The organism is Terriglobales bacterium (genome assembly GCA_035691485.1).
Taxonomy (GTDB): domain Bacteria; phylum Acidobacteriota; class Terriglobia; order Terriglobales; family Acidobacteriaceae; genus JAIQGF01.
In genome coordinates, this window is record DASSIZ010000069.1 from 66,022 (window position 1) to 91,582 (window position 25,561).

Here is a 25,561-nt window from a genome sequence, read left to right on the forward strand (position 1 = left end):
CGCTTGAAGCTCAAACCTACTGGGTCACCACCACGGAACTCGGGTTCGTGCCGGTGGTTGCAGTAGTTCCGGACGAGAGAGTATTGCCGCTTGTGATGCTGAGAATCGAAATGGAATTGCTGCCGTTGTTGGCGACATAGACGAAGCTGCCGGAAGGATCGACGGTGACGTCGACCGGCGATGTCCCCACCGAAAACGGCGAACCGGTCATGGCAGTAAGGTTGCCGTCGGCATTGATCACGAAGCCGGCAAGATTGTTGGTTGTCTTGTTAGCGGCGAACAGGAACTTGCCGTTGGCGCCGCTGGCCAGTGCCACCGATGCGCCGCTGGGATTAATCGAAGAGTTGATCAGTACCAGGTCGCCGGTACTGGCATTGATGGCGTAATTGCAAATTCCGGTGGCGCCGTCGGCCACGAAGGCGAAGCGCGAATTGGCATCAATCACCACCGCGACAGAGCTGGCGCAAGGCGCTGCCGGCGCGGTGCGCACCACCGCAACTGTGCCATCACTGTTGATGCGGAAGATGGCGGTCCCTGCCGTACCCATGGAGGCATAGAGGAATCGTCCCGCAGGGTCCACGGTGGCGCGGATGGGAGCGGCGGCCAGGGTGATGTTTTGGCCGATCGGGGTCAGCGCGCCGTTACTGGAGTTGATCGCGAACGAGGAAATGGTTTTGGCGCCGCCGTTTTCGACATACACGAAACGAGCGCCGGGATCGACCGCCACCCAGACGGGAGAGGTCCCGGCGGTAAACGGCGAACCGGAGACTGCTGTCAGCGTCCCGTCGGTCCGGTTGATGGTGTAGGCGGACACGGTTCCGTCCTGATTGGCGGCATAGACAAACTTGCCGGCGGAGTCGGCGTCGACCGCGACCGTGCCGGTCCCGGCAGTAAAAGGCGAACTGGCGGTGGCAGTAAGAGCACCGCCGGAGGAGTTAACCGTATAGGCGGAAACACTGCCGGTGCTGCCGGCATTGAAGTTGGAAGCGTAAGCGAACTTGGGGACCGCGCCGGTTGGATTGGTGGTCGTGCTGGTGGTGGTCGAGGTGGTCCAGAAGTCGTGGCCGCCACAACCGGACCACAACAGTAGCATGGAAAGCATTACCGTAACCACACGCAAGATCATGATTGCCACTCGCCTGAGTCTAACAAACCCGGAGCCTTCGCCAATGACGTGGGAGATTCCACGGCAGAGTATAAAGATTTCAGCTGGGGCGGGAGTTTTGCCGGCGAAATTTTGGCCATGGGCCCCCCTCCCCCTCCCCCGGTCGATCTTAAGGAATCAGCAGCTTACGAAAAAATTCGCCGCAAAATATTGAGGCCGAATAGTTTAGAGGCAAAATATTGATAACAAAGCTCCAAAAATACCTTGAGCCGCCCGGGTTGGAATCGGCGGCTCGGTCAGACGCGTTCGCGGATGCCGCACATTCTAGCGGGAGGAGCGGTCAAGTCAAGCACGGCGGTCACGGCTGAATGTGATGGCTTCGCAACCCGTACCTGAGCACGCCCGCTCCGGGCGACTCGTACTGGGTACTCGAGCTCATCAGCCCGCTGGGCTCGCGAATGTGGGCCACCGCCATCGGTGCACTAGCGCTGCGCCGCGAATCACACGTGAGTCATCGAGCCATCGGCGGCGACACTTCCCTCAGCGAGTGCAGCGCGGTTGAGCAGGACGCTGGCACATTACCGCACGGACCGTTTAACGAGACCTGGAGACAGTGCGCTCTTTGGCGGTCGTCGCCTGCCAGGGCGGAAGGATCTCGTGTCGATCTGGAGTTCAAAGCAGATTCGGGTGAGGGTGTTGCGGTGCAAACCCAAGGCCGGCGCGGCCTTGCTCAGGTTTCCCTTATTCTCGCGAAGCGCAGCACAGACGAATGCCTTCCTGAACTCCGAGAGAGCCTCCCGGTAGGAGATGCCGCCTCTGTCCATCTTTACTACGAGCGACTCCAGAATGTCCTGCACGGGAGCCTCGCTGGTTCCGAGTAGCTTATTCGGGCGAAGAATACCACAGCGATTTTGCCTCTTCTTCGCAGCAATCGGTGGTTGGTCGTGCAAAACCAGGAGGAAAACTCGGCTATGCGCAGCGGCAGCAAGCGGCTAGAACTTTCGAGCGTTGCACCGATTGTGGGCGTTGACAGGATTTAGTTCAGTGTTAGTATCCGGGGCGTCGACGGTCGAAAGGGTTGGCGAAAATAATAAGTCGCTAGTCCGAAGTAGGCCGGGTGATCCGCGAGGCGAGGCAACTCGTTGAGTGGCCGGACCCGAAAAAACCGACGGATACTGCGAGGTTCCGTTGGGGTTCGGTACCGCGAAAGCGGCGATCGCATCAGGGGCTGTGACGGTACATGCGTCCACGTCGTTGACTCCCTCGCAGGAGTCGGCGGCTAGACCATAACCAATGTCACGGCCCTTCTAATTTTCCCGCGCGGTTTTTCTCGGTTCCCGTCTCCACGCGATCTTCGATTGCAGTAAGCCCACGCAGCCAGTCCAAGTAAAGCCCAATTCGCAGGCGCTCAGCGTCATTTGCAGGAGTTCAAGGTAGATCGTAGTAGTGGACGGCACTCTTTCCGCACTTCCCATGCCAGCCCATTCCAACCTCTGCGTGTGAATCCATGATTAAAAACAGGTTACGAGACGTGAAGTAGCTCAGCCAGCGGACAAGCGCCCACCTGTACGGAATGTTCCCAAGCCCCTGTCCCTCGGTTACTTGTCGTTCAGAAGCGAACCGACAATGATATTGGAATGCGATCGTCCACCACGGTCTCCCCCCGGGCCTATAAACGCCGCAGCGCTCGCGTTCAACTCAAAATCCAGCTTTCCATAGAAATCGGCGACGACAGCGTTCTCGATGCTGAAACCATAACCGTGAGCAAACACGGAGCGCGCATCCGGATCACCAGCACGCGCGGCCAGCTGACCCAAGGCGAGCAGCTGCGCGTCAAGAAGCGGCGGGGCCAGCAATCGCTGCCGGGCCGGGTGGTTTGGATGGATAAGCGCAGCGATCGGCACTACGGCATCGAGCTCGACGATCCCGGCAACTTCTGGGGTGTGTCTTTCCCCAGCAAAGACGATGGAGATGTGCATCTCCATCGTCGCCGCAACACAGCACTTCCGTCGAACAAGGCGACCGATGTCTCTGCAACTTCTGCTATCGCGGAGCTCGGAACTGCCGACAAAGCGCCACCCTCGATGCCTCTGGCTGACCCGCGGAGCATCCCCGCGTTGGTGTCCGGGATGTCAGCCATTCGTTTGCCGTTTGCTGAACGGGTTGACATGGTTTTCACCCACGCTGAAGAAGCCCATGCGCTGCTGCGGACCACGGTCGAACCAGGTGCAGTTTTGCGCGTTACCTTTGGCGATAACCGCACTACAAAGGCGCGCGTGATGGCGGTTGGCGGCCAGCGCGAAGCCGGCAAATGGTCGGTCCGCGTCAGGTGCGACGTGGCTTCGGCTTGAACCGCCGCCTTGGAAATGACGGCGAGCTAGGAGATTGGCGCTATGACTGACTCGTCCGCGTTGTTGCTGAGCCTGGTTGTATTTGCATCTCTGTTCTTGCTCGCCGTGGTCGTGATCGTAGGCGGCGGTGCGCAGACCCGTCCCCGTCGCTCAAGAGTTCGCGCTGACTGGCGGCTGGAAGGATTCCAGCTGTCACGTCCGGGCGCAGCCTAGAAACATTTCGCGGGAACTGGGGGCCCTGGGCAGATTCGAACTGCCGACACGCGGTTTAGGAAACCGCTGCTCTATCCATCTGAGCTACAGGGCCACAAAGACTTAGCGGCGGGTCGCTGCACTTTTGCTGCACGATTCCTAGTCAGACTAAACCTACCTCGCTCTATTCTACAGCTTTGCTACCGGAGTGGCCTCCCGCGCGGATATTTGTTCCTCGTGACGCTTCACTACGAGCGCCTGGATGCGCTGCTCCACAGCCTGCATCGCGTGACGCGTGTTCTCGGGTACATCCTTGATGTAGTGGGCCTCGGTTGTGGCCACGTTGTCGTGCCGCAGCATGCCCTTTGCCGCAAGCGGGTCTTTACTCTGTGCAGTAATCTGTGTCCCAATGCCACGTCGCAGGGCATACCAGCCGTGCCATGGAACATCGGCTGCTTTGAGAGTCGGTTTGACCTCGCGCCGAGCGAGATTGTCCAGATTAGCAGCGCAGACGCGGGGCATGAAGCGCGTGCCCTTCGAACTAGAATTGATGGCGGATTTCGCGAGGGCGGGAGGGGACAACCACATGGAATTCGATGTTGTCGCCATGCCTAAACTCCCCGACGGCAAGCCGGTCGGCACGCCGCTCGCGCGCACCCTCGAAGCTGATCTCACGCCAGACAACGAGGCCCGCCTGCGCGAGCACGGTCTGACCTATGCCAGCGCCCTCGAGCTTCCGCCGGGACAATACAGCGTGCGGTTGGTGGTGCGGGACAGTTCAGGCCGGACGGGCAGCCTCGCTGCGCCTTTGGCGGTCGTGCCTTAGGGGCTGCCAGGAACCTCTGGGTGAGGTTCCTGCGTGGACGACGAGACTCATACCCCCGTGCTCTTCGCTTACACCAGCACGGCCATTCCGGGCGGCTCGGTCTTCTGGCGCCAGCGAGCGGATGCACCTGTGAGCGATTTCGGTCGAGCATTCCTGCGTTATGCAAATTCCGCTAAGCTGCTGCTGTTCGCATCCCCTGCGCCGCTTCCGATTCGGCGTCCTTCCCTCTCAAATAAGCGAGCGTCATGTCCAGCGACTTTACCCCAGCCTGATGCGGATCGTGTTCACGCTTACACCTTCCTCCTGCAGCGTGTCAGCAACTCCCCTTCCTAGAAGTCGAAACGCAGTCCAAGCTGTGACCGGAACGGGGTACTGATGCCCGGACCGTAGGACGCGCCTCCTGTACCGAACACACCACCGCTGACCGCGCAATACGGCCCGCTAATAGGCCCACTGAGCGGCTGGCGGAACAAGCTGCTGCTGGCGTCATTCAACACGGCGTTGCACTTGTTGAAACGGTTGAACAAGTTGTAGAACTGCCAGGAGAAACGTGCCGACACTCGTTCGCCCAGCCTGAACGTCTTTGCGGCAGAGAGATCCATCTGCACGAAGGGAAAGCCTCGCAGCGAGTTCGGCTTGACCTGGGTGCAACCCGGAGCAAAGTTCGCGGCCGTAATTTTGTTAGGATCGAAGGGAGAGCAGACCCGATCCAAGAACACGCGTCCATCGCCGTCAATATCGGCGTTGGGGAAGGGATCGATAGGACGAGCCGAGGCTGCCTGGAACAGGGGCGACAGTTGGAAGCCGTGTCCCAGGTCAAAAACTCCGCTGAAGGTGAAGCGGTGACGCTCGTCATAGTCCGTGTACCCGAAGTTGTTGGGCCGGAACTGCAACCTCGGGTCCTCAGTCAGGAACGAGCCGCCGTAAGAAGCAACCGGTACACCTCCCCAGGAGCGCGACCAGGAGAGGACGTAACTGGTCTGAAACTGCATCCGGTGCGACATGCGCTTGCGGGCGACGAAGTTAATACCGTCATAGAACGAGCGATTGTTGCTTTCGACAGTACGGATATCGGCAAACCGGCCGGCGCCAATGCCGGCGGCCGCCAAGGCGGCGTCGAGAATGCGAGTGCCTGCGCCGCGGACGCATCTTGCATCAGCAGGATTGGAACCCGGGAAGGCTGCGTTGCAAACCTCGCTGATCCTGGGATTGTAGTCGAGCATGCGGGGCTCATGCGTGCCCAGGACGTGGGTGTAATCAATGGAAAGCGAAAGTTCGTGCGCGAGCGCAACGGCCGTCCCGATGGACATCTGCTGCGACCAAGGATCGGTGACGTCGGGTGCCGTTACGCGGCCGCGGGCGCCAAAGGCGAGATTGGTGGCGGCGGGGGCCGGAGCAGGCAGAGGATCCACGCCGAACCGGAAGGTGGCCAAGTCTGACCCAGACAGGTCAATCAGGCCGCTCTGATAAAGGGTTGTGTTCGACTGCTGAATGGACCATAGCGTCAGGTTCTGGAAGATCTGGTCACGGGCGATGCCGTAACCGCCACGAATTACGTACTTGCCGCTGCCGCTCGGATCCCAGGCGAACCCGAACCGCGGCTGGAATTCCTTGAAGGAAGCCGTTTTCCGCCGCAGCGCCTCGTCGTTGCCGGCCAAAAACCGGGCGAAACTCATGCCGTCCTGGACCGCCGCGCCCTGCGGGTTAGCGGCTACCAACTGCCGCAGCACTGCGACGGTGCGATTGCTGGTCAGCGGATCACCGGTTAGTTGTGCGTTGAGGAAGCTGATGTTGGCATCCCAGCGCATACCGAGGTTGAGAGTGAGACGCGGGGTGATCCGGAAGTCATCCTGAAAATACAAGCCCAGCAAATTGGGTTGTTGGGGATTGTCGGTGCGGCCGTTGCCAGCGCTGTAAATCAACTCCTGCACAGCGCCTGGCGTCGCCAATCCTTGCGGATAAAGCGCCTTCTTTGACCCGAAAATATCCACCGGGTCATCGTTGAAGATGAGTTGGTAGCCGAGGCCCGAGAAAAAAAAGCCTCCCATTTTGGCCAGGTAGAGCTCATTGCCGCCAAATCTGAAGTTGTGGCGGCCTACCGTCCAGTTGAAGTCATCGCGGAACTGGTATTTGCGGATGAGGGTCTGCTGGGGAACGTTGATGTTGTTGCCCAACTCCGCGCTCGGGAAGGTGAGCAGCGGGTTGGCGGCAACTCCGCCACCGGATATCGGAAGAGTGAAGGTACGGCCCGGGGTGGCAGTGATGGCATTCACGAAGTCCTGGAACTGCACGCTGGCTACGTTGACCTTAGAGTTCGAAATCGTCAAGGTGTGCTGCAGCACCAGGGAATGAAACTGGTTGACGTTAGCAGTGGCTTCGCTGAGGTCGGCGATTGGCGGGCCGTTGGAGGTTGGCTGATCATTTTGGGTGGTCCAGCGCTCCCGGCCATAGCGTAGGAACAGGCTCTGGCGGTCGTTGACGTGGTAGTCGAGCTTCACGGTAGCGAGGTGATCAAAGAACGGGGTCGTGATCTTCGACGCGGGCGCTGCAAACGGCAGCAAGCTTAGGTTCGTTACCGCGGTCGGATCGGGGTTGATGCCAGCCAGTTCGCGCTTGTGCTCGTAGGCCCCGAAGAAAAAGAACTTGTCCTTGATAATCGGCCCGCCGATCGAGCCTCCGAAGTAATACCGCTTGAAGTTTGGTTTGGGAAGTTGCACGTCGTCCGCGGTGAACAATTTTCCGTCCGGGCCGGCCGTGCGGTCGAAGGCCGATTTGGCGTTGAGATAGCTGTTTTGGAAATCTCCGAAACCGGAGCCATGCAGCGTGTTGGTGCCGGACTTGGTGATGACATTCACTACCCCGCCGACCGAGCGTCCCGATTCGGCGGTGTAGCGTTGCGTCACGACGTTGAACTCCTGGATACCTTCCAGCGTATAGTTCTGAACGATTCCGCCGATGACGTTGTCCTTGTTGTCGCCGCCGTCGACGTTGTAATCCCAGGCGCGGCCGTCACTGCCGCCAGCCGACACGGTGCCGGAACGGCTCTTGGTGGGATCGAAATTCGGGGTCGGGCGAACCCCGGGCACCAGCGACATCAGGTTAGCAAAATTGCGGTCTCGGACCGGAAGATCCTTGATCTCCGTCGGGGTCACGTTGCTGCTGATGTCGGAGTGGGTCAGATCGACCGACGGCGGCTCGGCCGTTACCTCCACCACCTCGCTCGCGGCGCCCGGCTTGAGTTTGAAATCGAGGGACACCGCTTTGCCGATCAGCAGGGGCACACCCTTTTGCACCGACGTGGTGAATCCAGGGGCTTGTACTCGCACTTCGTAATTGCCGGGAGGAAGAAGGTCGATGACATAATCTCCGCTGGTTCCGCTTGTCGCACTCCGTTGCAGGCCGGTTTCAGGATTGCGCGCGGTAACTTGCGCGTGCACCAGCACGGCGCCGGTAGCATCGGTTACAATTCCGTTGATCTGCCCGGTAGTCTGCTGTGCCGAGGCCGGAACCGCAGCCAACGCCAATAGCAGAAGAGAAAGCACGAGTGCTCTTTTCATAACGTCTCCTTACAGTTGAGCAATTACCCGCATCAATTCGTGATCGCCTAGGTACCGAGCCGTGTGCGGCGCCGAAACGGTGTACGCCGGCCGTGAACTGTGTCGAGTCGGCATAACCGACTTGTTAGACACATCAAGCAGATGGCGTGCCAATGATGTGGTGTTCAAAACCAACAGCTTGAGCATGCTAGCACACGCTTATCTATGGCATTTCGGAGATTGCCGCCGACACATCCCACATTTCCATACACAAAACCATATCCGCAGGTCGCCAGGGTTCGGGCTGCCTCAACCAGTAGGGCCGCTGCCAACGCCATTGTCATCCCCGCGAACTGAAAGGCAGGATCGGAAGTCGAAGAGGATACCACCATCGGCGGAAAAATGCTCCCGTGTTCCTGCAAGACATACGCAAGCACAGAAAGAACCTTGCGGCATCAGTTGGAGCGCGAGGCGCCCACGGCAAAGCCTAGCCACCGGAAATTCGGAGACGCAATTTTGAGGATAGCGAGATTATTTCTGCCGATTTTGGGCGATTTCAAGGGTCGCGGGACGTGTTCAACAAAGTACTCTGAAATCTGCCGCCGGAATGCCGCCGATGCTGCAGCTCGTTTTCCTTCGGGTATGCAAAGTTTTGCTTGCGCACCTTCTTAACCCACTCTAACCCGACAGCCATAAGCTGCTGATCCCACGCATCGACAAGCAAAGTGCTAAGTGGTTAGCAACGTGCAGTGCAAGCGGTGTCTCATGCCTGCAGACACTCCGAGGAAAAAAATTCTCGTGATAGATGACTCGCCGACAGTGATGCAGACGTTGGTGCTCGTGCTTCGTTCCGTCGGATTCCATGCGGCAGGAGAGGTCAGCGCCGCCAACGGGTTGAAGACGGCAAAGTTGCAGTGCCCCGACATTTTGTTGTGCGACATTCAGCTCGACAGTACAACCGGGGTGGCGTTGGCGCTTGAAATCTTAAAGTCCGTGCCGAATTGCCGCGTCATCTTGATGTCGGGCGATACAAGCTCTACCAAAACTCTTGCCGACGCGCACGCGCGCGGCCAAGATTTTGAAGTATTGGCGAAGCCCACGCCAACCGATGAGCTGCTGGCGCTGCTGGGCAAACCGTAATCTTGGACATGACTGGCCTGACCGAGCGCGTGATGTCAAAGGTGGAACGCTTGCTGCAGCGCAAGCTCACCGGTGAGGAGATTTTTCTCTTGCTGCTGGCTGGCATGGTTGAGGAAGAGATTCTGGAAGAGGAAGTGCCGATTGGCGTGCGAATGCAGGATGCCTCCTAATGCTGTAGGTTCCCCAGGCCCCCTCGCGATAGGATCAGTACCGCGAGGATCGATGGCGTGCCGGGTGTTCTGAAGATCGACCGCAAGCGCAAGCTCGCAGTCTCGACGTTTTACGGTGCGGTGAGCGACGAAGATATCCTTACCCATCGAAATACGATCCTCGACAGTCCCGCCTTTGACCCGAGCTTCTCAGAAGTGGTTGACTTCAGCCGGGTGTCTTCGCTGACTGTGTCCGAGGCGGCTCTTTCGGCGATGGCACAAGTTAAGAGCATCTTCAATGAGACCTCGATTCACGTCGTCGTCGCTCCTGCCGACATCGCGTTCCAGTTGGTCAGCCAATACCGGGAACTTGCGCGCGTGACGCGACCGAACCTGTATGTCGTGCGTAGCGTTGATGAGGCGTATGCGGTGCTCGACAGCGCTCGTGATTCCTGACGCCACACTCTGGGAGTTTGTGATCTCCGATTCCCTTCCCTTGCAGCCCGCGCAGTGGCAGTATTAGCGGCAAGCCAGCAATCAGGAATCGGAGATCACAAAGCAGCCATGATTAGGCGGCTTTGCCGCTGCCAATCCCGAACACGCTCGAAGGCTCCAGATGGTAATGCTCGATCTGGTGCTCCTCAAGGAAAGGCTTCAGGTCCAGCAGGGGAGCAGAGTTCAAGTAGAACTGTGTGGAATCTGACTTCGTCCTCCAGACAGCGACAACCAGGGCGCGGTCAGGACGTTCGTCCGAGATGAAGGTGAGCAGGTCGACAAAGCCGGTCTGGTCCTTGTAAGCGCCGCGCAGTTGGCGTGCAGCTTCCAAGAACTTTTCTTTGTTCCCCTGCTTCAGTGTGCAGGTCATCATACGTGTGAACATTGGGGTTTCCTCCGCTAGGTGTGATCACCGCAACAGCACCAACAAGGACGCCGGGCGGGTTAGGTGTTGGTTTGGATCAGAGGATGGCGGACGGTCGAACCAAGCAATTGTATTTTCGGATCGGGTGAACATGGCCCCGCTCCTTCTTACAACCGCACATTCTAAACGCAACCTGAGCCGTGGCGATGACCTTTGTCACACCTTCCGATTCCCTTCACCAGCCATGTTGAAGCAGGATGAGGGCGAGCGGCGAGTTCATCATTCGAGACTTGCCAGCTGGTCGGCGGTCGGTCAGTCGACAAGAACCTACTCTGAAATCTGCCGGCGCAGGCGGCGCGAAAGACTGACGGCGACGGAACGATAGAACCGCGACCCAAGGTGTGGATATGATTCAAAAAGGTGGCGCAGGTCGCTCCACGAGATGAGATAGGCCTCGATCGGGGTCTCGGCCAGGACGGTGGCACTGGATTGCGTTCCTTCCATGAATGCCATATCGCCGAGAATTTCCCCAGCCGCAACGGTTGCGATAGGCCAGCGACGGCCAGAAACGATCCTGGCCGATCCTTTGGCCAGAAAGATGACCACCGGCTCTTGCCTTCCAATATGGATGAGCTCTTCACCTTTTGCGAAAGATCGGTATTTAGCTTTATCCAATAGCAAAGCCCAGTCGTTGAGGGTAACGTACTCCAAGCGGTTCTCCGCCGCCATGGCAGCAGTAAGGAAATCCTGTCGATTCGCCCGCAATTCTTTCGTCATCGCGCGGTCACGTTGCTGATTTGAAATTTTAGGGGAACCGCTGGATTGTATCAGCCTGGCGGTGAACGGCAAATGACGAGTCAGAACCGAACTGGCGCTGAATCATCCCGGCCCTCACCGACGTGAAGGCCGGGCATTGATTCAGGCAGCCACGGCAGCAGTCGCTTTGACAAACGCCAGCAGGTCAGCGTTGATTCGATTAGCCCGCAGCGTCATGCATTAGAATTCTATTTATGTGCGGACGCTTTCGTCTCGGCAAGGGCAAAGAGGCACTGAGGGAATATTTCGGCGCTGACTGCGATGTTAATTGGTCGCCGCGCTACAACATCGCTCCCACGGACTCGATTCCCGCCGTTCGCCAGGATCGCAAGCAACCCGTTCGCGAACTCTCGCTGATGCGCTGGGGCCTGATTCCCTACTGGTCCAAAGATGCCTCCGGCGCCGCAGGCATGATCAACGCGCGTGCCGAGTCCGCCGCCACAAAACCCGCTTTCCGTGACGCGCTCAAAGCCCGGCGCTGTCTTATCCCCGCCGACGGATTTTACGAATGGAAAAAGTTGGCCAAGTCGAAGCAGCCTTACTGCTTCACCCTTCGCGACGAGTCGATCTTCGCCTTCGCCGGTATCTGGGACCGCTGGAAGGCTCCCGACGGCAACAGCATCGAAACCTGTGCCATCCTAACCGGCCCGCCCAACGAGCTGGTCGCGAGCGTTCACGACCGAATGCCGATCATCCTGCCGCCCGACAACTACGACCTTTGGCTCGATCCCGGTTTCACGAACGTGAAGGAAGTCGCGGAAATGCTGAAACCCCTGCCGGCCGCGTTGATGAAATCTTTTCCGGTCAGCAGCCGCGTCAACGCAGTGAAGAATGACGATCCCGGGTGCGCGGAGCCGCTGCAGGAAGGCCAAAGCGCCGACTCCGCGCAGAACCTGACCGCGTCGCTGTTCGACCACCCGGCTTGACATTCACCCGCTGAGATGAGATTTCTATACGCTTTTGGCTTTGCCCCGGCGCGTCTTCCGGAAGAAGGGATTTTGTGAGAGTTCGGGTTTTTTACCACGATAAGTGTTTCGACGGCGCCTGCTCGGCCGCCTTGTTCAGCCGTTTTTACAAGGAGCGCATTCGCGATGACGTGCAATTTCAGTACAGCGGCCTCGTCCATCGCGCCGGGGCACTGTTCGACGAAAGCCACTTTGACGGCGACGAAAACGCGATCGTGGACTTCAAGTACTCAACCTCACCCAAGATCACCTGGTGGTTTGATCACCACCTCAGCGCTTTCCTCACCCCCGAGGACGCCGCCCATTACGAAAACGACACCAGCACCAAGAAGTTTTACGATCCGGATTTCAAATCCTGCACTAAGTTCATCGCCACCATCGCGGAAACACGTTTCGGCTTCAATCCCGCGCCGGTGGCGGAAGTCGTCGAATGGGCCGACATCATTGACGGCGCTCTTTACGAGGACGCAAAGACCGCGGTCGAAATGAAGCATCCGGCCATGAAACTGACCATGGTCATCGAATCCACGCGGGATTCCGGTTTCGTTCCGCGTCTGATTCCGCTGCTCGCCTCCATGCCGTTCGACGAGATCCTTCGCCAGCCTTTCGTCGCCGAGCTGCTTCCGCCGCTGCTCCAGCGTCACGAGGAATCCATTCGCCTGCTCCGCAGCCGGGCCGAGTGCAAGGACGGCACCTTGTTCTTCGACGTCACCGACCAGGACTTGGAGGGATACAACAAGTTCGTGCCCTACTACCTTCATCCGTCCTGCACCTACAGCGTCGGGTTGAGCAAGAGCAGCTTCCGCACCAAGGTTGCAGTTGGGTCCAATCCGTGGGCGCGCACGGAGAACATGGTGAACCTGGCGCGGATCTGTGAGCGCTACGGGGGTGGGGGGCATGCACGCGTGGGCGCCATTTCCTTCGAGCCCGACAAGTTTGAGCAGGCCCGCAAGGCGGCGCGAGAGATCGTCGAGGAGTTGCGCGCCAGTTACCGATCTACCCAGAGCCAGCCGCAAGCTTAATAACCGGGGTGTTGCTCCGCCAGCGCTGGCGCGGATCCAGCCCGTTTGTGATCCTTTTCGCCTGCCGCTCATTGCGGCAAGGATGACCTTAAGTGCGCGATGCGGCAGCCCGTCGGTTGCCGCATCTTGAGCTCCAAGCCTGGAATCGTCTCACGCGTTCGCCTGTTTTTCCGCAATATCCCCGATGACCGGCAATTTCCACATCTGCCCGCCGTAAGCCTTCACCAACATCAGCACCCAGAGCACCAGGAAGCCCAAGCCCACCAGCGGCCACAGGAGCAGCGTGGCCCAACCCAGGAACGGAATCGAGCTGAGGAAACCCAGCAGCACCCAAATCACTGCCACTCCCACGTGGAAGAAAATCGACTGGAAGGCGTGGAAGCGGATGAACCGGCTGCGATTGTACGGTTCGAGCACCAGGAAAACGATCGCCGGAATAATGGTTACGTACGCCAGCAGGCCCGCTACGTTGTCGGTCAGGCCGCCCGCTGCGGTCGTCGTAGGCGCAACCGCCGCGCCCCCTGCGACCGATTGCGCTGGTCGGCCGCAACCAGGACAGTTATTTGCATTGTCGGGTAATTGCGCACCGCAATTGGAGCAGAACCGCGCCATCGGAATCGCCTCCAGGGCGGGGACATTATCAAAATCTCGCCCCGCAACGCAATGCAGCGTGCAAGCCCCATCGATTAAGGCCAGCAGTGCGCGTTTGCACGCATGTTTGCCATGATTCGTTTCAGAGGTATGCAGTGGCGACAACGATGTCCGGCCAGGGACGCTAGTCTCTGCTTTTTTGCCGGCTGGACCGGCACTGCGCGCACACTCCGTAGATCTGGAAAGTATGGCGCGTCGTCAGGTAGTGATGTTTCCGTCCGATCTCCTGCTCCAGGCGTCCTACCTCGGGCGAAAAAAATTCCACCGAGCCGCCGCATTCCGTGCACACCATGTGATGATGATTGCGCCGGTTGTACTGGTGTTCGTAACGCGTGATGCCGTCGTGAAACGCCACTTCGCTCGCCAGCCCGCATTCCGCGAGCAGTTTCAAAGTGCGGTACACAGTCGTAAAACCTATCCGCGGATCCTCTTTCTTGACCAGGCGGTGCAGCTCCTCGGTGGAGAGATGCTCGCGCGTTTCCAGGAATGCGCGCAGGATCGTGTCCCTCTGCTCGGTGTGCTTCAGTCCGACCTTCTTCAGGTGATTATGAAAAATGCCCTCCGCTTCGCGCACGCTTTCCCGCGAAATCGTCGCTTGATCATCGACCCGTTTTTGAGCCGTGGACATCGGCGTTACCCTGAAATGAGGATATCACTGACCCGCCGTGTGTCGTGCTTGGCATGGCTGTGTTGCGTGAAAGCCTGCTGCTAGAATTCGTAGTCGATGGTCTCGCCGACCCTTGCCGCTCCACGACGCTCCGCGCGCCTCATTCTCCGCAGTATCACGCTAATAGTCTTACTCATTCTGGTCGCGGTTGCCGCCGCGTCTGTATGGTTGTATCGCGCCGCCCGCGCTTCCCTGCCGCAGCTTGACGGGGTTGTCCACACTGCGGTTTCTTCCCCGGTTACCATTATCCGCGATGGTCACGGGGTCCCGCACATCAGCGCGCAGAACATGGAGGACCTGCTTTTTGCTCAGGGCTATGTCACGGCTCAGGATCGCCTTTGGCAAATGGACATGACGCGGCGTTACATCGCCGGCGAACTTGCGGAAGTACTCGGACCCGAGTACGTCAGGAACGATCGCTACCAGCGCACGCTCGGCATGCGGCAGGTGGCGCAGCGCGGCGCCGCGACTGTTTCCGACACGGACCGCCATCTTCTCGAGGCGTATGCCCGCGGCGTCAACGCCTTCATCGATTCGCATCGCCGAGCGCTGCCCGTCGAATTCCGCATCCTTGGCTACAGTCCACGCCCCTGGCTGGTGGAGGACACATTCCTCATCGCGTGCATGTTCAACGAGATGCTCAACCTGTTCTACGTCGAAGACATGCTGGCGCGCGAACGCGTTGTCTCGCGTATGCCCGCCGATCTCGCCGCTGATCTTTTTCCCAACACATCGCGCCGCGACCACCCGCCGGCACAAGAAAACCGGCGGTGGGGGATGGTCGATGGCCATTCGGCGCACAATATCGTCAACAACCAACGACTAGTGACGAGCGAGTCCTATGCGATCGACCATCCGGCACCGGCCTTAGCTACCGCCATCGACCGACGAGTATCGATGACCAACGTCTTCGCTTCTCACGTCGACCGCCAACCGTCGACCGTCGACGCATTTTTCCCCGGCTCCAACAACTGGGTCCTTTCCGGCGCGCACACCGTCTCAGGCAAGCCGCTCCTGTCGAACGACATGCACCTTCAGCACCACATCCCCAATGTCTGGTACGAAGTGCACCTCACCGCCGACGATCTCGACGTCGCCGGGGTCACCGCACCCGGCTTGCCCCTGGTCCTGGTCGGTCACAACCGCCGCATCGCGTGGGGCTTCACTAATCTGGGCCCGGCTGTCACCGATCTCTACCTGGAAGCCTTCGACAAGAATGGCCAGTACGAAACTCCCGAAGGAAGTCGAAGCCCTGAGCATCGGCACGAACTGATCAAGGTGAAAGGCCAGGCCGATGTTGCGCTCGACGTCACTATCACGCGCCATGGTCCCATCGTCACCGGCCTGCTGCCCGGGGAAACTCGCCCGCTGGCGTTGAAATGGACGCTCTGGGATCCGAATCTGCTCACCGGCACTTTGCAATGCATTCGCGAGTTCGATCTGGCACGGAACTGGGAGGACTTTCGCCGTGCCGCCTCGCATTTCGGAGGTCCGGGCCAAAACGTCGTTTACGCCGATGTGGACGGTCATATCGGCTACCAGGCGACAGGTTGGGTCCCGCTGCGCGCGGCCGGCGACGCTACCAAGCCGGTTCCAGGCAATGTTGAAACCTATGAGTGGACAGGCTACGTGCCCTTCGACAGCATGCCCAGCGTTTTTGATCCGCCCTCCGGGATCATCGGCACCGCCAATGGGCGCGTCACACCTGACGGCTATTCCTACCTGATAAGCGCGGAGTGGATGTCGCCCTACCGCGCCGACCGTATCTACCAGGTGCTGCAGCAGGACAAGAAATTCTCGCCCGCCGACATGCTTGCTCTTCAGACCGACATCTACTCTGACCTGGATCGCTTCTTCGCCCGGCAATTCGCCACGGCAGTCGACCACATGCCCTCGGCCTCGCAGCGCGTGCGCCAGGCTGCCGACCTGATGCGCAATTGGGATGGCCGGCTGACCGTCGATTCTGCCGCGCCCACCATTGCCGTTGGTGCGCGCCGCGAGTTGCAACGTATGTTGTTGGAGCCATACCTCGGCGCCGCTTCGACGGGAAATCCCGACAGCGGCTGGCGCGAATACCATTGGCAGAACTCTGCTGTGTGGCTGGAGAATCTTCTAACTGAGCGCCCGCAGCGCTGGCTGCCGAAGAACTACAAATCGTGGGACGATCTATTGGCCGCCGCGGTGGAGCAGGCCATCAGCGCAAAATACGCCCCCCGCCATCTCGCTTCCTGGAAATGGGGTCCCACCCATCCTGTGTACCTGCAGCACCCTCTCTTTGGCCGCGTTCCGTTCCTGAATCGCTGGACCGGTCCCGGCCGCCTGCCGCAGTCCGGCGACGGCACCACGGTCAAGCAAGTCGGGCTCGGCTTCGGCCCCTCCGAGCGGCTGACGGTGGACTTCAGCAACCTCGACGCTTCAACTTTGAACATCGTCAGCGGCGAAGCTGGGAACTTCCTAAGCCCTTATTTTATGGACCAATGGCAGGCGTGGTACCAGGGAACAACCTTCCCACTTGCGTTTTCTGCGGACTCCGTGCAGAAGTCCCGCGTTCATGAGTTGAAATTGGAACCGAAATAATTGGTGTGTTGAAAGGCTAGCTGTTGAGCTAATCGACGACTCTGACGTCAAAAGCTTTTCCGACAATATCAATCTGCGTCGACTGTGGCATGTTCGTGGTTGTGTCGTAAATAATCAGTTCGCCACCCTCGATCACGTACACCACATTCCGGCCCGACAAGGGTTCAATCCCCGTCACGTCTCCACCACCCGCCGCCGACGTCACCGCCGTTCCCGCCGATATGTCATAAATTGACAAGCATCCCCGCACCGTGTTGGTGCACGTCCGGGATGCGATAAACAGCTTGTTGTTCGCGCCCAACGCCATGAGCGTGTGAACCCCGTCGCTGATCGCCACTCCTGACTTATTCACTGCCAGGCTGCTCGCGTTCACGACGTCCAACTTGCCGCCGCTAGCTGTCGTACCCGCCACGTAAAGATTTCCGGAGCTGTCCAGCATGCCGAACCTTGCCGCCGACACGGCCACCGTCGCACCCGGCGCATTGGACGTCATATCCAACACCGTTACCTTGGCCAAGTTCCCGCCGCACTCCGGGCCGCAATTCATGATGTAGGCCTTGCTGTCGTCGCTGCTGAACACCCCGTAAACCGGCCGGTCGAACCCACTCACCGTAGTCACCGTCTTCGCAGCTGTATCCACAACAAACATCTGGTCCGTACCATCCGCGAAGGCCAGCAGTTTGCTGCCGTTGTGGCTGAGCACGACTCGCCGCGCCGCCGGCACCGCGATCGTACTCGTCAGCGTGCCCCCCGTCGCATTCAACACCTCCACGGCGCCGGAGGGTCCTGACATCGGTGCATTCGGCACCGCCACGTAGACAGTCGTGCTGTCCTGCGCCACCACAAAACTTTCGGTGAATGCGGGAAGCGGAATCTGCGTCGTGATCGACTCCGTCGCGTTTGTGATCACCGCAATCGTGCTGGCCCCCTGGTCGAATACCAGGGTCAGCTTCTTGTCCGGCGTCAGAACCATTTGCGACGGGTTCGCACCCGCACTGATGACATTGGCCGGCGTCGAGGACGTGGTGCCGTTCGCGTTCGAGACCACCGTCGTATTGACTGTATCATTGGCCGCGTTGATGATATCGATCTGGCTCTGGAAGTTGTTGCTGATGAAGGCGCGCTTCTTGATACCACTGACGGTACTGCGGGAAGAACTGGTGTTGCTTCCGCCGCCGCCACATGAAAGCAGCGTGCCCAATGTCGCCGTGCAAAAAGCCAGGATGATTGCTCGCTTCAAAACGCTCCGGACTCCGCCTACTGGAATCGAATTGCGTCGCTGGAATCGCCAATTATAACAAACGACTTGGGAGCGTCGGCTTCCAGCCATCCCGCCCTTCGTAGTACATTTGTTGAACACATGGAAGCGGTTTCAAGGTCCATGCGGCTTCCGTTGCGCCGTGATCGGCGTCTCCGTACGGCTTGTGCCACCGAACGGAGGCAGGCGTCTTCGCCCGATTTCTGAAACCGCCCCGGGGACACAGCTACGCATGCCACTTGACCTGATCGCACGCCTGAAACAACGCCCGCTGCTCTGCGACGGAGCCATGGGCACGCTGCTGTACTCCAAGGGAATTTTCATCAACCGCTGTTACGACGAGCTCAACCTCGCCATGCCTGACCTGATCCGTGACATCCATCACGACTACTTTCAGGCGGGCGCAGAGATCGTCGAGACCAATACCTTTGGCGCGAACGCGTTCCGACTGGCGCGCCATGGCTGCGCCGAAAAAACCAAGGCAATCAATATCGCCGGCGCCACGCTCGCCCGCGAAGCAGCCAAAGCCTTCAGCGGCCTGGTCGCAGGATCGGTTGGCCCGCTGGGCGTTCGTATTGAGCCGCTCGGCAAGATTTCTCTGGATGAAGCGCACGCCGCTTTCATTGAGCAGATCTCAGCCCTGGTTGAAGGCGGGGTTGACCTGATCATGCTGGAGACCTTTGGGTATCTCGACGAGATCCGCCAGGCGATTCGCGCTGCCCGCGACGTGAATCCCGACATTCCTGTCGTAGCCCAAGTCACCATCGACGAAGACGGAAACTGCCTGGACGGCGCCAGTCCTGAAACTTTTGCCGCCAAGCTCCTGGACTGGGGTGCCGACGTAATCGGTTGCAATTGCAGCGTCGGTCCCGGCGCCATGCTGGGCGCCATGGAGCGCGTGCATCAGGCCGCCAACGGCGTCCCGCTCGCCGCACAACCAAACGCCGGCATGCCGCGCGCGGTCGAGGGCCGTAACATCTATCTTTGCTCGCCCGAGTACATGGCGAACTATATCCCGCAATTCATCGCTGCCGGGGTTCGTCTGATTGGCGGCTGCTGCGGCACAACGCCGGAGCACATCAAGTTCATGAAGTCATTTGTGCGCGCCGACGCCGCCAAGGGCGCCGCCTCGCCGGCGGTGGTCAAGAAGAAGAGCGAGGCGCCGGTGGTTCCCACGCTGCCCTTGGAACAGCGCACCAGGCTTGGGGCCAGGATCGCGCGTCGCGAGTTTGCCATCTTGATCGAAATCGTTCCCCCGCGTGGCGCGCAGCCGACAAAGGAAATCGAAGCGGCCCGCTACCTCAAATCGGTCGGCGTCGATGCCATCAATATTCCCGACAGTCCTCGCGCCTCCGCCCGCATGAGCAACCAGGCCCTGGCCACCATCATGCAGCAGCGGGTCGGCATCGAACCCGTTCTCCATTACACCTGCCGCGACCGAAACGTGCTCGGCATTCAATCCGACTTGCTCGGCGCCGAAGCCCTCGGCATCCGCAACCTTATTTGCATAACCGGCGATCCGCCGAAGATGGGCAACTATCCCGACGCGACCGCCGTCTTCGACGTGGACGCCATCGGACTGGTCAACATCGTCTCGGGGCTGAACCGGGGTCTCGACTTGGGCGGCAATCCGATCGGCGCCGCCACCGCGTTTGTTATCGGCGTCGGTGCCAATCCCGGCGTGCCCAACCTCGACGAGGAAGTTCGCCGCTTTGAATACAAAGTTGAAGCCGGAGCCGAATACGCCGTCACCCAGCCAGTGTTCGACCTGGCTTTGCTGGAGCAATTCCTGCGCCGCATCGAGCACTGCCGCATTCCCTTGCTCGCCGGCATCTGGCCGCTGGTCAGCGCGCGCAATGCCGAATTCATGCAAAGTGAACTGGGGGTTGCCGTGCCCGACGACATCATGCAGCGCATGAACCGCGCCGCCACCGCTGAAGCCGCCCGTGCCGAAGGTGTCGCCATTGCCCGGGAGATGCTGTTGGCGGTCCGGGAAATGGTCCAAGGCGTTCAGATCAGCGCCCCGCTGGGCCGCTTCGCCGCCGCTGTCGATGTCCTCGAAGCACTTGGGACCCGGTCCACCGGCAGCGCCAGCGCATAGAACTCCCCGCATATATTGCACGATTTATGGTGCCTTTTGTGTATTGCACTATTTATGGTGCTTTCTGAATGCTGTCAATCAGTTGCATGCCTCTACTGACCTAAAGTGCGAGCGTCGACATCGGCCATCTGCACTTGCGGGGTTGTCCCAAATATTCCGGGTGCGGGTTTGGGAAACTGGATTAGAATTAATTGTTGAGGAGTGGCTTTGCCCAAGTTCGAAGAGTGCTTGCAGAGGCTGGAAAAGATCGTGGATGAGCTGGAAAAGGGAAACGTACCCTTAGAACAGGCCATCAAGCTCTTCGAAGAGGGTGTCCGGCTCTCCAACTCCTGTCGCCAGGAACTGGAGGCCGCCGAAGGCAAGGTGGAAATCCTCCTGAAGCAAAACGGCAAACTACAACCTGAACCTTTCGAACCCTCGGCTGAACGCGCCGAGGCCAAGTCTTAGTTCAATCGGGACAGCCGCACATTCAGTTTCGAAAGGGGGCCCCATGCAGTCTCTAAGTATCGTAATCGCAAGCAACGATGGCCAGGCCGCCGGGCAGCTCGCCGCCTCGTTAAACCATCACTTTGGCACCGTGTCCGTCGCCGGGACGCTGGACGAAGTCCGCCACGCTATTCCCAAGCATCGCGCGCACGTCGCTGTCGTCGATCTGGAGTTGGCTTCAGTGGATGATGTCCAAGAACTTGCCCGCGAGTTCAACAACACCAGCATCGTGTGCACGCATCGCATCCCCGATGAAGAGATGTGGGCCGCTGCCCTCGCCGCCGGCGCGGTGGATTGCTGCTACGCCAGCGACGTCGCCTGCATCGTCGAGGCGGTGACCCGCAACGTGAAGCTTGCCCGCTCGAGAGCTGCCTGATCTCGCGTTTGCGTCCGAGGTCCGGCAATCAAGGTTTCGGGAATCCAACCCGCTCTTCGGAGCGGGTTTTTCTCTATTGCGATGTGGCATGCGACCGCTCCACCGACCCGCTACGCCATCCCGCTACAATAGAAAAGCGAATGAAACGACTCCTCCTCCTCTCCAGCACCACCGGCTACCAGGCGCAACAGTTCCGCGCTGCCGCCGAGCGCATCGGACTTCCACTCGTGCTCGCTACTGACTCCTGCCACGCACTTGACGATCCCTGGGGCGACGGCGCCATTTCGATACGTTTCCAGAAACCGCGCGAGTCGGCTGGAAAAATCCGTGAATTCGCCCAGCACCATCCGATTCAAGGCGTCACTGCGATCGGAGACGGACCCACCGCCACTGCCGCCCTGGTCGCGCGCGATCTCCGGCTCCGCTTCCACCCTCCGGAAGGCGTCGAACTCTGCCACAACAAGTTCCTGGCCCGCGAGCGCTACAAGCAGGCCGGCATGCGCGTTCCCTGGTACATGCGCTTCAAGGTGGTCTCCAATCCTGCGGAAGTCGGTGGCGCTGTTCCTTATCCTTGCGTGCTGAAACCGCTGGGGCTGTCCGCCAGCCGCGGCGTCATTCGCGCCAACAACGGAAAGGAATTTGTCGCTGCCTTCAGGCGCATCGTTGCCCTGCTGCAGCAAAAAGAAGTGCGGGTCATGCGCGACGAAAGCGCCGGCTGGATCCAGGTGGAATCATTCATCCCCGGTCGTGAGGTTGCGGTCGAGGGGCTCGTCACCGCGGGACGGTTACGCGTGCTGGCAATCTTCGACAAGCCCGATCCCCTGGACGGTCCATTCTTCGAAGAGACCATTTATGTCACGCCATCGCGCTTCAGCGATACCGCGCAGCAGTCGATCATCGATTGCACGGAACAGGCCGTCAGCGCCCTCGGACTCACAGACGGCCCGATTCACGCTGAATTACGCGTCAACAGCGAGGGCCCGTGGATGCTGGAAATTGCCGCGCGTCCGATCGGAGGACTGTGCGCCGGCGCTCTCCGATTCCAATGCGACGGGGAATTGATCTCATTGGAAGAACTCATTCTCCGGCACGCTTCCGGTGAGAATGTCGGGCACATGTCGCGGGAAAGTTGCGCCTCAGGCGTGATGATGATTCCCATACCTCACGAGGGCATTTACGAAGGCGTGGAGAACGTGGATGCTGCGCGGCAGGTACCGGACATCGAGCGCGTCGAGATTACCGCCAAGCTGCGCCAGAAACTGGTGCCGCTGCCCGAAGGCGCCAGTTACCTCGGCTTCATCTTCGCCCGCGCACCAGACACGTACGCCGTGGAAGCCGCGCTGCGCGAATCGCACCGCCGCCTCCGCTTCCTGATCTCGAGCGCCATTCCGGTTGTGTAGCCGCTGCGGCGCTCTGGTTGAACAAAACACAACGCGCTCTCAAACGGAGCGCGTTCCTGCTCCAGAGTGTTCTCTGAAGGCTGCAAACTACGACTTAGTCTTCGGGGGCACGTATCCTGGAGGAAACGCCTGCCCTTCCCCGAAGAAATACTCTTCCATGTGCTTGAGGATGAGTTCCTGGTCCTGCTTGTTCGCCGGATTCAGCCGGTATTCGTTGAGCACCATCTTGCAGTACTCGCCCCAGAGTTTCCACGCTTCGGCGGACACGTTCTCATAGATGCGCTGTCCGAGAGGGCTGTCGAACGGGGGCTCGTCGAGTCCCGGCATTTCCTTTTGAAATTTCACACAGAACACCTTCCGGGCGTTCGGATCAGCTTGCGTTTGTTGCGGCTCGCCGGCAAATGGATTCCCGCAGCCCATGTGAACTCCTTATATGTGTCGATACGATTCTAGCGCATCGCCACCCCGCGGGTCACAGAGGCTCGCCGGCACAGCAAAAAAGAAGTCAGAACGAAGCGTTTAACCCTCTTCGTCCTGACTCTTCACTCCGTGGTTCTTGCAACGCTCCGCTAGTCGCCCGCCATCCGTTGCCGGGTCGGTTCGACGGCCGGACAATCGCCCAGGATCGGCTGGCATGCTGGATCCTGACCAATCTGGATCACCGGCGGCGTCACCTTCACCTGGAACTGCTCTTCTTCCGTAGAGCCTTCCAATGCCTTGGTAGACGCCATGCCCTGCGTGACCACTTCGGTGATGGAGTCGAAGTAGCCCGTGCCGACAAACTTCTGGTGCTTGACCGCCTGGTAGCCGTACTCGTACTCACGCGAGAATTCCTTCTCCTGGAGCCGCGAGTACGCGGTCATTCCCCTGTCGCGGTAGCCGCGGGCCAACTCGAACATGCTCAGGTTCAGCGAGTGGAAGCCGGCCAGGGTCACAAACTGGAACTTGTAGCCCATCTCCGCCAGCGCCGGCTGGAAGCGCGCGATGTCGGCATCGCTCAGCTTCTTCTTCCAGTTGAACGATGGCGAGCAGTTGTAGGCCAGGATTTTGCCCGGGAACTTCGCGTGCACGCCTTCGGCAAACCGGCGCGCCTCTTCGATGTTCGGCTCCGAGGTCTCGCACCAGATCATGTCGACGTAGGGCGCGTATGCGATGCTGCGCGCGATTGCGTAGTCCAGCCCGCCTTTCACACGGAAGAAGCCCTCGCTGGTCCGCTCGCCTTCGATGAAGGCGCGGTCAATCGGATCGATGTCGCTGGTCAGCAGCTTGGCAGAGTTGGCGTCCGTACGCGCCAGCAGAAGTGTGGGCACGCCCATCACGTCGGCCGCAAGCCGCGCCGCGACCAGCTTCTGCACCGCTTCCTGGGTCGGCACCAGCACCTTGCCGCCGAGGTGACCGCACTTCTTTGCCGACGAAAGCTGGTCTTCGAAGTGAACGCACGCCGCGCCCGCCTCAATCATCGCCTTCATCAGTTCGTAGGCGTTGAGCGCCCCGCCGAAGCCAGCTTCCGCGTCCGCGATCAGCGGCGCGAACCAATAAGTGCCATTCTTGCCCTCGGAGTGGTCAATCTGGTCGGCGCGCATGAGCGCGTTGTTCAGCTTGCGGCACAGGTTCGGAACGCTGTCCACGGGATATAAGCTCTGGTCGGGGTAAGTCTGGCCCCAGTCATTGGCGTCGGCCGCAACCTGCCAGCCGCTGACGTAAATCGCCTGCAGGCCTGCCTTTACCATCTGCACGGCCTGGTTGCCGGTGACGGCGCCGAGCGCGGGCACGTAACTCTCGCTTTGCAACAGTTCCCACAGCCGCTCCGCGCCCATGCGCGCCAGCGTGTACTCAACGCGAATGCTGCCGCGCAGGCGCTCGACATCGTTCATCGAATAGGGACGGGTAATCCCCTTCCAGCGCGGGCTGTCGTTCCAAATGTTCGCTGCTTTTGAATGGCCATTCACCGGCATCATCGTTCTCCTCTGCGGTTTCGGATTCTGGGAACCAGGGACCCGTGTTCAATATTCCGAACACTGTTCAAGATGGTGTACAGAGGGTAGAGGTTGTCGGCGGCGTACGTCAATTCGTCCGTTCAGTATACTGAACGCAAATTCATGATAGTGCACACCTAAGTTTCCGATTGCCGGAAGGAAACCGTTCAGCCTATTGAACAATCGTTCGACAAGCAGTACGATGGTGTTGCGAAATTCAACGCTGCCCCGTTTTTGGGCATCCGGGATTCGCCCCTTCGCATGTCCGTCGTTATCGAATCTCCGTCGACCGCGGTTGACCGCACGATCGCCATACTGGAAGCGGTGGCGGCTCGTTCCTCAGGCATGAGCAACGCCGAGATCAGCCGCAAGCTGGACATTCCGAAGAGCTCCGCCAGCTATATCCTGCGGGCGCTCGAAAGACACGGTTACTTGCGCCGCGATGGCGACAACAAGTATCGACTGGGGCTCAAAGTCCTGAACCTGGGCCGCGGTGCGCTAAGCGCGGTGGATGTGCGCGAGGTCGCATTGCCCATGATGCGTTCGCTGGTGGAGCACGTTCACATCACCTCGCACCTCGCGATCCTTGACGGCACGCAAGCGGTTTACGTGGAGCGCGTGGAAGCGCCGGGATTCATCAAGATGGACACCTGGGTAGGACGGCGCATGGAGATTTATTCCACCAGCGTCGGCAAGGCCCTGGTTTCGCACCTTCCAGAAGAACGCGTGCTGGCAATCCTGCGCGACCGCGGCATGAAGCGCCGCACCCCGACCACGATCACCAATCCCACGCGTTTCCTGCGCGAACTGGAGACGGTGCGCGAGCACGGCTATGCGCTCGACGATGAAGAGAATAATTTTGGCGTGCGCTGCGTCGCTGCCCCTGTCTTCAACGCGGCGGCCGAAGTCGAGGCCGCGCTGAATATCACCGGGACCACGCAACAGGTGAATAAGGACACGCTGCCGCGGATCATCGATCTGGTCAAGGAAACAGCGCGGCGGCTTTCCACCCAACTCGGATACCGTGCCGCAAGAATTGCCGCCGGTACACGCCGCTAGCAGACTGCCGCGCGGCGGTTTCCATGTCCCCGCCGCACCAAGAGCTTCC

24 protein-coding genes and 1 tRNA gene are annotated in these 25,561 nt (G+C 59.7%); 13 read left to right on the forward strand and 12 right to left on the reverse strand.

The window, feature by feature from the left end; all coding sequences use genetic code 11:
* Positions 1 to 16: 16 nt before the first annotated feature.
* A complete protein-coding gene (locus VFI82_08680; protein HET7184750.1) occupies positions 17 to 1,126 on the reverse strand; it encodes a beta-propeller fold lactonase family protein in 1,110 nt (369 codons plus the stop codon).
* Positions 1,127 to 1,683: 557 nt separating this feature from the next.
* Complete coding sequence (locus tag VFI82_08685) at positions 1,684 to 1,929, reverse strand: helix-turn-helix domain-containing protein (protein ID HET7184751.1); 246 nt, start codon at positions 1,927 to 1,929, stop codon at positions 1,684 to 1,686.
* A gap of 813 nt (positions 1,930 to 2,742) precedes the next feature.
* On the opposite strand from VFI82_08685, the gene VFI82_08690 reads away from it, so the two are divergent.
* Positions 2,743 to 3,456, forward strand: a complete 714-nt coding sequence (locus VFI82_08690; protein HET7184752.1) for a PilZ domain-containing protein — start codon at positions 2,743 to 2,745, stop codon at positions 3,454 to 3,456.
* Positions 3,457 to 3,686: 230 nt separating this feature from the next.
* Here VFI82_08690 and VFI82_08695 read toward each other — a convergent pair.
* Positions 3,687 to 3,763 (reverse strand) — tRNA-Arg (locus VFI82_08695).
* 74 nt (positions 3,764 to 3,837) lie between these two features.
* A complete protein-coding gene (locus VFI82_08700; GenBank protein HET7184753.1) occupies positions 3,838 to 4,257 on the reverse strand; it encodes a hypothetical protein in 420 nt (139 codons plus the stop codon).
* Here VFI82_08700 and VFI82_08705 point away from each other — a divergent pair.
* A complete protein-coding gene (locus VFI82_08705) occupies positions 4,256 to 4,474 on the forward strand; it encodes a hypothetical protein (GenBank protein HET7184754.1) in 219 nt (72 codons plus the stop codon). The two genes, VFI82_08700 and VFI82_08705, sit on opposite strands and share 2 nt — an antisense overlap.
* A gap of 329 nt (positions 4,475 to 4,803) precedes the next feature.
* On the opposite strand, the gene VFI82_08710 is transcribed toward VFI82_08705, so the two are convergent.
* Positions 4,804 to 8,031, reverse strand: coding sequence for a TonB-dependent receptor (locus VFI82_08710; protein HET7184755.1), 3,228 nt, complete (start codon positions 8,029 to 8,031; stop codon positions 4,804 to 4,806).
* Positions 8,032 to 8,775: 744 nt separating this feature from the next.
* On the opposite strand from VFI82_08710, the gene VFI82_08715 reads away from it, so the two are divergent.
* The 3 genes from VFI82_08715 to VFI82_08725 are packed head-to-tail and all read left to right on the forward strand — an operon-like array spanning position 8,776 to position 9,755.
* Positions 8,776 to 9,150, forward strand: a complete 375-nt coding sequence (locus tag VFI82_08715) for a response regulator (protein HET7184756.1) — start codon at positions 8,776 to 8,778, stop codon at positions 9,148 to 9,150.
* Between the two features lie 8 nt (positions 9,151 to 9,158).
* Entirely contained in the window at positions 9,159 to 9,320 is a 162-nt protein-coding gene (locus tag VFI82_08720) for a hypothetical protein (GenBank protein ID HET7184757.1), read from the forward strand.
* Between the two features lie 57 nt (positions 9,321 to 9,377).
* The gene (locus VFI82_08725) at positions 9,378 to 9,755 is read left to right on the forward strand and encodes a hypothetical protein (protein ID HET7184758.1); all 378 of its coding nucleotides are present in this window, start codon (positions 9,378 to 9,380) and stop codon (positions 9,753 to 9,755) included.
* 112 nt (positions 9,756 to 9,867) lie between these two features.
* On the opposite strand, the gene VFI82_08730 is transcribed toward VFI82_08725, so the two are convergent.
* On the reverse strand, positions 9,868 to 10,179 hold the full coding sequence (locus VFI82_08730; GenBank protein ID HET7184759.1) for an antibiotic biosynthesis monooxygenase: 312 nt from the start codon (positions 10,177 to 10,179) through the stop codon (positions 9,868 to 9,870).
* Between the two features lie 306 nt (positions 10,180 to 10,485).
* Entirely contained in the window at positions 10,486 to 11,007 is a 522-nt protein-coding gene (locus tag VFI82_08735) for a cyclic nucleotide-binding domain-containing protein (protein HET7184760.1), read from the reverse strand.
* A gap of 161 nt (positions 11,008 to 11,168) precedes the next feature.
* Here VFI82_08735 and VFI82_08740 point away from each other — a divergent pair, with 161 nt between their 5' ends.
* Together VFI82_08740 and VFI82_08745 are read left to right on the forward strand one after the other, a co-directional pair.
* Positions 11,169 to 11,900 (forward strand): SOS response-associated peptidase, encoded by a 732-nt coding sequence (locus tag VFI82_08740; protein ID HET7184761.1) that lies wholly within the window; start codon positions 11,169 to 11,171, stop codon positions 11,898 to 11,900.
* Between the two features lie 74 nt (positions 11,901 to 11,974).
* On the forward strand, positions 11,975 to 12,961 hold the full coding sequence (locus tag VFI82_08745; GenBank protein ID HET7184762.1) for a phosphoesterase: 987 nt from the start codon (positions 11,975 to 11,977) through the stop codon (positions 12,959 to 12,961).
* Between the two features lie 150 nt (positions 12,962 to 13,111).
* Here VFI82_08745 and VFI82_08750 read toward each other — a convergent pair whose 3' ends face one another.
* Both VFI82_08750 and VFI82_08755 read right to left on the reverse strand, forming a co-directional pair.
* Positions 13,112 to 13,573 carry a DUF4870 domain-containing protein gene (locus tag VFI82_08750; protein HET7184763.1) on the reverse strand — a complete coding sequence of 154 codons (462 nt, stop codon included), beginning with the start codon at positions 13,571 to 13,573 and terminating at the stop codon, positions 13,112 to 13,114.
* 163 nt (positions 13,574 to 13,736) lie between these two features.
* Entirely contained in the window at positions 13,737 to 14,240 is a 504-nt protein-coding gene (locus VFI82_08755) for a Fur family transcriptional regulator (GenBank protein ID HET7184764.1), read from the reverse strand.
* A gap of 96 nt (positions 14,241 to 14,336) precedes the next feature.
* On the opposite strand from VFI82_08755, the gene VFI82_08760 reads away from it, so the two are divergent.
* Positions 14,337 to 16,856 (forward strand): penicillin acylase family protein, encoded by a 2,520-nt coding sequence (locus VFI82_08760; protein HET7184765.1) that lies wholly within the window; start codon positions 14,337 to 14,339, stop codon positions 16,854 to 16,856.
* Between the two features lie 28 nt (positions 16,857 to 16,884).
* Here the strand turns inward: VFI82_08760 and VFI82_08765 are convergent, their stop codons facing one another.
* Positions 16,885 to 18,096 carry a hypothetical protein gene (locus VFI82_08765; protein HET7184766.1) on the reverse strand — a complete coding sequence of 404 codons (1,212 nt, stop codon included), beginning with the start codon at positions 18,094 to 18,096 and terminating at the stop codon, positions 16,885 to 16,887.
* A 250-nt stretch (positions 18,097 to 18,346) separates the two neighbouring features.
* Between VFI82_08765 and VFI82_08770 the strand changes: the two genes are divergently transcribed.
* From VFI82_08770 to VFI82_08785, 4 genes are all read left to right on the forward strand, one after another.
* Positions 18,347 to 20,215 carry a bifunctional homocysteine S-methyltransferase/methylenetetrahydrofolate reductase gene (locus VFI82_08770; protein HET7184767.1) on the forward strand — a complete coding sequence of 623 codons (1,869 nt, stop codon included), beginning with the start codon at positions 18,347 to 18,349 and terminating at the stop codon, positions 20,213 to 20,215.
* 207 nt (positions 20,216 to 20,422) lie between these two features.
* Positions 20,423 to 20,662, forward strand: coding sequence for an exodeoxyribonuclease VII small subunit (locus VFI82_08775; protein HET7184768.1), 240 nt, complete (start codon positions 20,423 to 20,425; stop codon positions 20,660 to 20,662).
* A gap of 43 nt (positions 20,663 to 20,705) precedes the next feature.
* Positions 20,706 to 21,077 carry a hypothetical protein gene (locus VFI82_08780; protein HET7184769.1) on the forward strand — a complete coding sequence of 124 codons (372 nt, stop codon included), beginning with the start codon at positions 20,706 to 20,708 and terminating at the stop codon, positions 21,075 to 21,077.
* Between the two features lie 140 nt (positions 21,078 to 21,217).
* Complete coding sequence (locus VFI82_08785) at positions 21,218 to 22,477, forward strand: ATP-grasp domain-containing protein (protein HET7184770.1); 1,260 nt, start codon at positions 21,218 to 21,220, stop codon at positions 22,475 to 22,477.
* Between the two features lie 87 nt (positions 22,478 to 22,564).
* Here the strand turns inward: VFI82_08785 and VFI82_08790 are convergent, their stop codons facing one another.
* Entirely contained in the window at positions 22,565 to 22,831 is a 267-nt protein-coding gene (locus VFI82_08790; GenBank protein HET7184771.1) for an oxidative damage protection protein, read from the reverse strand.
* Positions 22,832 to 23,046: 215 nt separating this feature from the next.
* The gene (aceA, locus tag VFI82_08795; protein ID HET7184772.1) at positions 23,047 to 24,435 is read right to left on the reverse strand and encodes an isocitrate lyase; all 1,389 of its coding nucleotides are present in this window, start codon (positions 24,433 to 24,435) and stop codon (positions 23,047 to 23,049) included.
* 279 nt (positions 24,436 to 24,714) lie between these two features.
* Here aceA and VFI82_08800 point away from each other — a divergent pair, with 279 nt between their 5' ends.
* Positions 24,715 to 25,512 (forward strand): IclR family transcriptional regulator, encoded by a 798-nt coding sequence (locus tag VFI82_08800; GenBank protein ID HET7184773.1) that lies wholly within the window; start codon positions 24,715 to 24,717, stop codon positions 25,510 to 25,512.
* The last annotated feature ends 49 nt before the right edge of the window (positions 25,513 to 25,561 follow it).